Source organism: Bifidobacterium sp. POST2/T3 (B1) (assembly GCF_058197115.1).
The window spans coordinates 1-8,612 of sequence record NZ_JBVPQK010000093.1; the positions used below are offsets into that span (position 1 = coordinate 1).

The 8,612-nt window shown below is 58.0% G+C and carries 7 protein-coding genes and 1 tRNA gene; 5 read left to right on the top strand and 3 right to left on the bottom strand.

Going from position 1 to position 8,612, the window contains the following annotated elements:
- Positions 1-465: 465 nt before the first annotated feature.
- Complete coding sequence (locus tag AC0AP0_RS05990; RefSeq protein WP_490429716.1) at positions 466-834, bottom strand: DUF488 domain-containing protein; 369 nt, start codon at positions 832-834, stop codon at positions 466-468.
- A 112-nt stretch (positions 835-946) separates the two neighbouring features.
- Here AC0AP0_RS05990 and AC0AP0_RS05995 point away from each other — a divergent pair, with 112 nt between their 5' ends.
- The 5 genes from AC0AP0_RS05995 (at position 947) to AC0AP0_RS06015 (ending at position 7,470) form a co-directional block, all read left to right on the top strand.
- Positions 947-1,924 (top strand): YwiC-like family protein, encoded by a 978-nt coding sequence (locus tag AC0AP0_RS05995; RefSeq protein ID WP_490429710.1) that lies wholly within the window; start codon positions 947-949, stop codon positions 1,922-1,924.
- Complete coding sequence (locus AC0AP0_RS06000) at positions 1,921-2,490, top strand: DNA-deoxyinosine glycosylase (protein WP_490429711.1); 570 nt, start codon at positions 1,921-1,923, stop codon at positions 2,488-2,490. Before AC0AP0_RS05995 ends, AC0AP0_RS06000 begins: the two co-directional genes overlap by 4 nt.
- Positions 2,480-2,938 (top strand): ASCH domain-containing protein, encoded by a 459-nt coding sequence (locus AC0AP0_RS06005; RefSeq protein WP_490429712.1) that lies wholly within the window; start codon positions 2,480-2,482, stop codon positions 2,936-2,938. Before AC0AP0_RS06000 ends, AC0AP0_RS06005 begins: the two co-directional genes overlap by 11 nt.
- 120 nt (positions 2,939-3,058) lie before the next feature.
- Positions 3,059-3,134 (top strand) — tRNA-His (locus tag AC0AP0_RS06010).
- Positions 3,135-3,621: 487 nt separating this feature from the next.
- Positions 3,622-7,470, top strand: a complete 3,849-nt coding sequence (locus tag AC0AP0_RS06015; RefSeq protein ID WP_490429713.1) for an RCC1 domain-containing protein — start codon at positions 3,622-3,624, stop codon at positions 7,468-7,470.
- A 588-nt stretch (positions 7,471-8,058) separates the two neighbouring features.
- Here the strand turns inward: AC0AP0_RS06015 and AC0AP0_RS06020 are convergent.
- Together AC0AP0_RS06020 and AC0AP0_RS06025 are read right to left on the bottom strand one after the other, a co-directional pair.
- Positions 8,059-8,370 carry a VOC family protein gene (locus tag AC0AP0_RS06020; protein ID WP_490429714.1) on the bottom strand — a complete coding sequence of 104 codons (312 nt, stop codon included), beginning with the start codon at positions 8,368-8,370 and terminating at the stop codon, positions 8,059-8,061.
- Positions 8,324-8,612: hypothetical protein (locus tag AC0AP0_RS06025; RefSeq protein ID WP_490429715.1), on the bottom strand; the 289-nt coding region annotated here is incomplete at its 5' end. The genes AC0AP0_RS06020 and AC0AP0_RS06025, both read right to left, overlap by 47 nt.

Genomic DNA, 8,612 nt, shown 5'->3' on the forward strand with positions numbered 1-8,612 from the left:
ATTGTTGGCAACTGACTCTCTCCGATTCCTTCGATGAACTTGTCTTCGTTTGCACTGCGAGACCGCCGCACCGCAGCCGCAGTCGCTCCCAGGAGGAGAGATCAGCCACTGTCCACCGGCCCGATGGCCCCTGATCCTCCTGCCGGGCATTGCTGCCTGCACTCTTCGGATTCGGGGATATCCCGACAAGCTCACCTGTAACATAAGGCGTGCTGTCGGCACACACGCAGAAAAGTATATCACCAGGGCAGACATGACCACGTCTAACACTTGGAAGTATGCTCTAGGCTTTGCTCACTGCAATGCCGCACCGGAACCGTTGATGGGAAAGCTCCTGCACATACCTTATGATTACAGATACCTACAATGAGGTGCCCACCTTTGGCGGATTCCTACATATATATAAGTACGGAAATATATATCTGGATTGGTAAATATAGACGCCAGAAACATCAATGCCGGCATCTACCTGTCTTCCTTCCCAAGAGCCTGGCGGACGTAGTCGCGCAGAATCAGGGCATGGTTGACTGCTGGATCCTTGGCCGCAAAGATTAGTGTCGTCCGATCGTGTTCGCGCACGATGCTCAGCAGATCCTCCAAGGCGGGGTTGTCGTCCAGCTCGGTACGGTAGCGGCGGGCGAAGTCATCAAAGCGGTCCGGATCATGGTGCCACCAGCGCCGCAGGTCCGGACTGGGTGCCACATCCTTGAGCCACCCGGACAAGGCTGCCCGCTCCTTGCTGACACCGCGCGGCCAGAGCCTGTCGACCAGGATGCGGACCCCGTCCCCGTCAGCGGCCTGCTCGTATACGCGTTTGATATCCACCTGACCCATCATCTGCCTCCTGAAACCAGGGACCCGTATGATTCACCACTCCTTCAACCATGATATTGACCAAATCCGCATTACGGAAGAGGCAGTGACAGCCGTACAGGGGCGTAGGCTGATGAGTATGCTTACAGACGCAGACAGGGGCAAGGCCGCCGTGTCAAACGGCAGCAAACCGGCAAAATCGACCGGTTCAGGGCCCAAGGGACGACAGTGGCGGCGGCTATGGATACCCGACCAGATTGGCGGCTGGGCCATGGCCTTGATGCCGGGTCTGGCCGGTCTACTGATCGGAGGCCCGACCTGGAGAAGCCTGCTGCTCATGGTCGCCTGGGCCTTCTGCTACTGCTTTGAGTTCACCGGCTCGCGGTGGATGGTTTCGCACCGAGCTGCCAGATTCGCGCCACCAGCTTTGGGATACGCCCTGCTTACGGCCATGACCGGGCTTATTCTGTTGGTCGGCACGCCTGGGCTCCTGCGATGGGCTCCACTCTACCTGGTGTTGGGCGTGTTGAATTTTGCAGCCGCCTGGATGCGCATGGAACGCTCCTGGTGGAACGATACGGTAGTCGTGATCGCGGCCTGCATGCTCTGTCTGATCGCCGTCTCGCTAGGGTCACGATTCCAGAAGCCGGAACCGGGTCTGGAAAGCTCCGGTGTCGGCTACTTCGGATGCCAGCCGAATCCTGCTGTGGACTGCTTCGCCAGCGGATTTTTCCCAAGCGCCGCCCTGCCGTCGCTCGGAGTGGTCAGTGCAGCTGTCTTCGCTGTGACCCAGTTCGGTTCGGTCATCTTCGTCAAAACCATGATCCGCGAGCGCGGCAAGACCTGGTGCTACCTGCTTTCTCTGGCATGGAACCTGGCCCTCTGCCTGATGGGAGTCGCCATGGTACGCACCGCAGGATGGTGGCCTCTGTTGACGGCCCTGGTTCTGCTGGTGCGTGCGGCCCTGCTGCCTGCCATCTCTCGTCGGCGCCGCATTCCCATTCTGTATGTGGGCCTGGTTGAATGCGCAACCAGCCTGTTGGTTTTCATTCTGGTGATTGCGCAGGCTAACGTGATGACTGCGTCTCTGACAAGCCTGCTCGGCGCATGACTTCACTCGCAACCAGACACGTCACTCACGGGTTCGGACCTGTCTGGGATGACCGGTCCCGTGTACTGATCCTGGGATCCATTCCCAGCCCGAGTTCGCGCGAGGCTGGCTTCTACTACATGTTTCCGCGCAACCGCTTCTGGCCCGTACTGGCCGCGCTCTTCGACCAGCCTGTTCCGGAGCGCGATCCGGCTGACCGCGCACGGTTCGCCCTCAACCACCGTATTGCACTCTGGGATGTCATCCAGGAATGCGACATCCACGGTGCCTCCGACGCTTCAATCACCAATGTAGTGCCTACCGACATCGCCAGTTTGCTGGACCGTGCGCCCATCGGCACCATATTCACTACAGGACGCAAGGCCGGTCAGCTTTACCGTCGCTACTGCCTGCAGAACCTGCAGGAGAAGGGACATCGACTGACGATGTTCAATCTGCCGTCCACCAGCCCCGCCAACGCCGCTATGAGCCTGACTGATCTGATCAAGGCCTACCTGCCCATAAGAAAAGCGCTCGACGAAGCAGACCCAAGAACACCAAGCAATCACATCGATTATGGCAAATAGACAAATACCGACAGTCAAAGCCCAAGATGTTGGGAATTTTCCCAGGGACGAATTCGCCTTCCCTGGTCCAGAACGCGATCGCCTAGTGAAAGCAATTCTCGATGGGGGCAAAACTGCTACGACCAGTTTGATGACAGAGTTCATCCACGATCATGAACCACTCCCCTCCTCCGGCCGACGAACGATTCTGGTGAACTCAGATAACCAGCCAGTTGCCGTCCTTAGATATGCCTCGGTGAGCGTGATCCGACTGGGCGTGGTCACATGGCAGCATGTTCTGAACGAGGGAGAAGGCTATAAAAGTCTTGCGGAGTGGCGTGAGGCTCATGAGTCCTTCTGGACCTCAGAGAATATGCGACAGGCGCTGGATGATCCGGACTTCACCGTCGATGACCAGACTCTGGTGGTGCTGGAAACCTTTGATGTAGAGGCCATAGTCGTAAACTAAAGGTCCAAAGACAAAGATGGCCATTACCGCATGGGTCACACTTCACCGGCGTGCCATGTCATGCCATCGTGTATAGTTTCATCTGTTGCACTGATTCGCGATGCGGGTCGGTTCACCATGGTGGCTATAGCTCAGTCGGTAGAGCACCTGATTGTGGTTCAGGAGGTCGCGCGTTCGAGCCGCGTTAGCCACCCCACCTCAACCCTATGCCTCTGATTAAAAAGCAAGGGTTTTGTTATATGCGATCAAACTTCCCCAGCGTCCAAATATGTGACCGCGTGCGACCCAAAATTGGCAAAGTGCATCACGCCCCAAACGGACGGGCGTTAGCGACATAAATGACAGAATCACCCACACGCCTACAGGGCCGGCACCGTATACGATGCCAAAGGCAATAACCAAACCGGCCAAGAACGGCAATCGGCAATAGCATAGCCGGCATGTATTCACCAGTATTTAATCGGACCGCCTCCCGTATAGACTGCATCAGACTGGTCGGCTCAATGAATATCTTTTTACAATATTCGGAAGAAAAAAGAGCGAAACCTTTTATCAACGTTCGAGTTGGCCCATAGATATGCAGGTGATAGCATGGTTTTAGCTGCCGGGGTCGTTCCCGGTACGTAGTTCATCATGAACATGGGGAATTTCATCATTGAACTACATTTATTCGGGAAGGGATTATGCATATTACACTTTGGCATAAGTCCGCACGCGGCCGGTCGACAACCATGGTTGGTGTTCTGCTGGCTATCATCCTGCCCGCCAGCCTGATCATGGGCAGCCTGGCTGCGGCCGACACAGCCGACAGCGAATCCAGCGTGCCCCAGCCGACCAGGCTGGAGCAGACGGCGACAGGCCAACCGGCGGACCCATCAGCCAATGCACCAACCCTGCCGACCATGTCGGCCAGCCCCCAGTCGCCATTGCCCTCACCCTCACCCCTGAACACCGCATCCCCCATCACCACCGCCCAGTCCGCGCCCGACAAGCCAGGCGACACCGGCATCCAAAGCAAGACCGCCGATAGCCAGCCCCAGACACGCGCAGTAACGCACACCATCACCTTTGATAGCGCCGGAGGCAACAACATCAGTCAGCAGACCGTCACGGACGGTGAGCAGGCCAGCAGGCCAGACAAGGACCCAAGCAGGGTCGGCCACACGTTCGACGGCTGGTTCACTGGCAACGTGGCCTACGACTTCACCCAGCCCGTCACCAAAGACCTCACCCTGACCGCCAAATGGACTGCCTGGAGCCTCAGCCCGTCTTCCGGGCAAACAGCTGGAGGCAACCAGATCACCCTGACCACGCCCACCACGCCCGGCATACGCTTCAGCAGGATGGCCACAGGGTATACGCATTCCTTGGCCTTGGGCTCGGACGGGAACATCTATAGTTGGGGAGATAATAAATACGGTCAGCTGGGACGCACCCCTAGCAGCACCACGCCAGCGGACAGGCCGGGCATCGTTACTCGGCCGGAAGGTGTCAAACGCTTCACTCAGATCAGCGCAGGATATAACTTTTCCCTAGCCATTGGCTCGGACGGGAACATCTACAGCTGGGGAGATCCCGGCACAAATGAAGACTACAATAGGTTAGGACGTGACACCAAGATTATACCAGCCGACCATCCGGGCATCGTTACTCGGCCAGAAGGTGTCAAACGCTTCACTCAGATCAGCGCAGGAGATGTTTTTTCCCTAGCTATAGGCGAGGATGGGAACATCTACAGCTGGGGAGATGAGAAGTGGGGTATTTTGGGACGCTTTCCTGCCCAAGGCCCGGCTGCCAATCGACCGGGTAAAGTAATTCTTCCACCCGGTGCCTCAAAATCGACCCAGATCAGCGCAGGAAATAGCTTTTCCCTAGCCATCGATTCGAAGGGCAACCTGTACAGCTGGGGATCTACTCTTGGAACGGGACGCGAGGGCAATTTTGCCGATCTGCCAAATATCGTTTCCTCGAAAGACGGTGTCTCAAAATTCACCCAGATCAGCGCAGGATACTGGCATTCCCTGGCCCTGGGAACGGACGGCAACATCTACAGCTGGGGGAACAACGATAACGGCCAGTTGGGACGCACTCCCAGTAGCACCACGCTAGCGGGCTTGCCGGGCATCGTTACTCGGCCGGAAGGTGTCAAAGGCTTCACTCAGATCAGCGCAGGAGCTGACTTTTCCCTAGCCGTTGGCTCGGACGGCATCCTGTACAGCTGGGGAAACAACGATAGCGGCCAGCTGGCGCGGGACACCGGCTCCGCCTCAAAAGACGGCACGCTACGCGCAGTACGGCCGCCGAAAGACGTTCAGAATTATACTCTGGCAAACGCAGGAGGAACTGCACTGCAGAAAGGCCAAGGTTACTCCTTCGCCTTGGCCTCGGACGGGAACCTGTACAGCTGGGGTGCCAATGACCGCGGCCAGCTGGGGCGGGACACTACCAAGTCCTCCGCCACTAAGCCAGGCATGGTCGTCTTCCCTGGGAAGCCCACGCTGACCAGTGTCAGCTTCGGCGGGACGGCTGGAAGGGACCTGACTGCCAACGCTGACGGCACCTGGAGCGTCACCGCTCCGCCACACAGCAGGGGCTGGGTGAATGTTGCCGTCTCTTGGAGCATGAACGAGCCGCAGCCGGACGCCTACCTGTCCTACACATACATCGGTCCCAAATACAACGTCGGGTTTACATCCACGGCCGGCTCCTGCCCGACACCCTCAGGCATGCCCAAAACCCAGTCCGTCACAGAGGACTACCAGGCGAAGCGGCCGCATCCTGACCCCCAGGCGGCAGGCTGTTTGTTCGACGGCTGGTTCCTCAAGGACGCCAAGGGCGAATCGAAGGTGGCTTATGATTTCAGCCAGCCGGTCACCGCGGACATCACCCTGGTCGCGCATTGGAGCCCCGCCAACACCGGCGGCTGGTCAATCAGCCCAGGCAAGGGCAGCGTGCTGGGCGGCCAGCAGGCGACCATCACCCCGCCCAAGCTAAGCCGCGGCATCCGCTTCAGCCAGGTAAGCGCCAACGTCACTGTATTCGGCTTCTCCGTTGGCGTGGCCAGCGACGGGAACGCCTACGCCTGGGGATACAACGATCATGGTCAGCTGGGCCAGGATCCGGAGAAGACGGCCATGCAGAAGACGCCAACCAGGGTCCCCCTGCCCGCAGGCGTGGCCTCCGGGTTCACCTACACGCAGGTCGCAGCAGGCGCGAACCACGTGCTGGCCGTCGGCAACGACGGCCTTGTTTACAGCTGGGGCAACAACGACCACGGGCAGCTGGGCGACAACGCCAACACTAACACCGAGCGTTTTAAGCCGCAGCCCGTCAAGGGCGCGGACGGCCAGCCCTTCAAGGCCGTCCAGGTGAGCGCCGGCGACTTCGACTCGGCGGCCATCAGCCCGGATGGGCGCGTCTACACCTGGGGCAGCGAATACAATAGCGACGGCGAATATGGCCCATTGAAGTGGGCGCCGACCCTGGCCAAGGACCCCAACGGCTCCGGCCAGGGACTGCACGCGGTCCAGGTAAGCATCGGCTGGGGCCTCGTCATGGCCCTGGACGCGGACGGCAACGTGTACACCTGGGGGTTCAACAACTTCGGTCAGCTCGGCAACGGAACATCCACAGCAGGCAACAGCCGAATATATGCCGCCGACCCGGCACGCGTGGCCGACCCCAAGGACACGAGCAAGAACTTCAAAGCCACGCAGATCAGCGCTCGAGGCAACCACGCCATGGCCATCGCCCAGGACGGCGCTGCCTGGATATGGGGACGCAACGACAGCAGGCAGCTGGGCAACGGCACGAAAACCAACCAGCCCACACCTAAACAGATCCAGGATCCCACAAGCCCAAGCCAAGCATTCCAAGCCGTGCAGATCAGCGCAGGCGTGGTCTACTCTTTGGCCATCGACAGGAGCGGCGCAGTCTGGGCGTGGGGCGGCAATGATCAAGGCCAGCTCGGCATCAACAACAGCAACACCTACCAGCAAACGCCCATACGTGTGTCGCCGCCCGCAGGCCAGGGCAGCGCCGGCACCGGGCTCGCAACAGCACAAATCAGCGCAGGATTCTACCATTCCCTAGCCATAGGGCGTGACGGGAACGCGTACAGCTGGGGAAATAATTGGTGCGGCCAGCTCGGCAACACCAGCATCCCCGTAGGACTATATTTAGCCGCTGCTAAAAGTCTCGTGCCAGTACCAGTAGCACTCGACCCACAACTGCTGATCGCCGGTGTCAAGTTCGACCAGGCGGCGGTCGGCTCCCTGCAGCAGAATCCTGACGGATCCGTCTCTTTTGTCACGCCCGCCCATAATCCGGGACAGGCCGACGTGGTCGTGGACTGGACCCTGGGCGGCGCCAGCCAGACACCAGCCCAACTTGATTACACCTACGAAGGCACCCTACCCTTGACGGGTGGCAACGGCACCATGATCCTCCTGCTCGCCGCCGGGCTGCTCGCCGCAGCCGGCGCCGCCGCAGCCGGACGCCACCGGCGGGAAACCCGTAGCCTGCACGCCTAGAATCTTCATCCGAGTAAGCAGCCGGGCCGCATCCCAAGACGGCCCGGCCAACCAGGGTGGCCCCGCCAATCCCCCAACACAACGGAGCCACCCTACAATCCTATGCGTAGCAGGCTTTGAAACAATAGAACTGGTCAACTCAATAGCCACAGACGCTTTTCCAAGATCCTTTCACTGAATGAGGAAGGGAAAGACGGGACGATAAGGGATGGTTGAATTCGGCACAGTGGCCAGTCAGCAGTTTACCCGATGACAAGATGCTGCCCTTTGACCAAACATATCTTAGAACCCAACATCACGAAACTCTACGTCGCACTTCTCCATTATTGATTCCATCGCCATAATCAAATAAGTTTGTCAACAAAACAGTCAACGAATCCCGGAAAAGGTAATTACATAGGCATAGAACTAAACCTGACCGCGTGCATATCATTATGAAACCAAATTAAACAAGGCCTTGTAACTGTAATAAACTAAACAATCGATACCTGAATAGGATGCCGTTTAAGATCTGTCACTTATCGCTTTCCCATAATTGTATTTGCATTCGTGTTATTGCCGATTGATATGACCGATTCTTCTTCAGTATCAGCCCTGGTCATATCTGGAAAGCTCGATCAGGTTCCTATCGGGGTCCCTGACATACACCGAGGTGATAGTCCCATGCGCGCCAGTCCGGCTGACCGGGCCAAGATAGTCGACATGACTCCCACAGGGCGCGGCAACCACATCATCCAGCGAATCCTGAACAAGCAGACACAAGTCAGCCGAGCCCGGCCTAGGCCTGTCCGCCTTGAGGTCAATCTCATGACCCGCCTCATGGGGGTTGATCTTTGCGCACAGGTCGCATCGATCAGTCGGTTGACGCCATCGAGGACCGATGCCTCCCCAGCCATTCATTCAAATCATCTATCTGGTAGACCCCGTTAACGGCCGCCTGTACTGACCAAGCAGAGACAGCATCCATAGTTGGATATGCTGCAATGAACCCGGCTCTTTTTGCAGGACATTTTTCTCGATAAGCTATTGGTGCTTCACCCATAAAGATTAATACCGGAACGGTACGGATCTGGTGCCGGTCAATGCCACTTTTACGAGAAAAAGACACATACACTGGCCTCAACGGATGTTGCTTCCTGAAA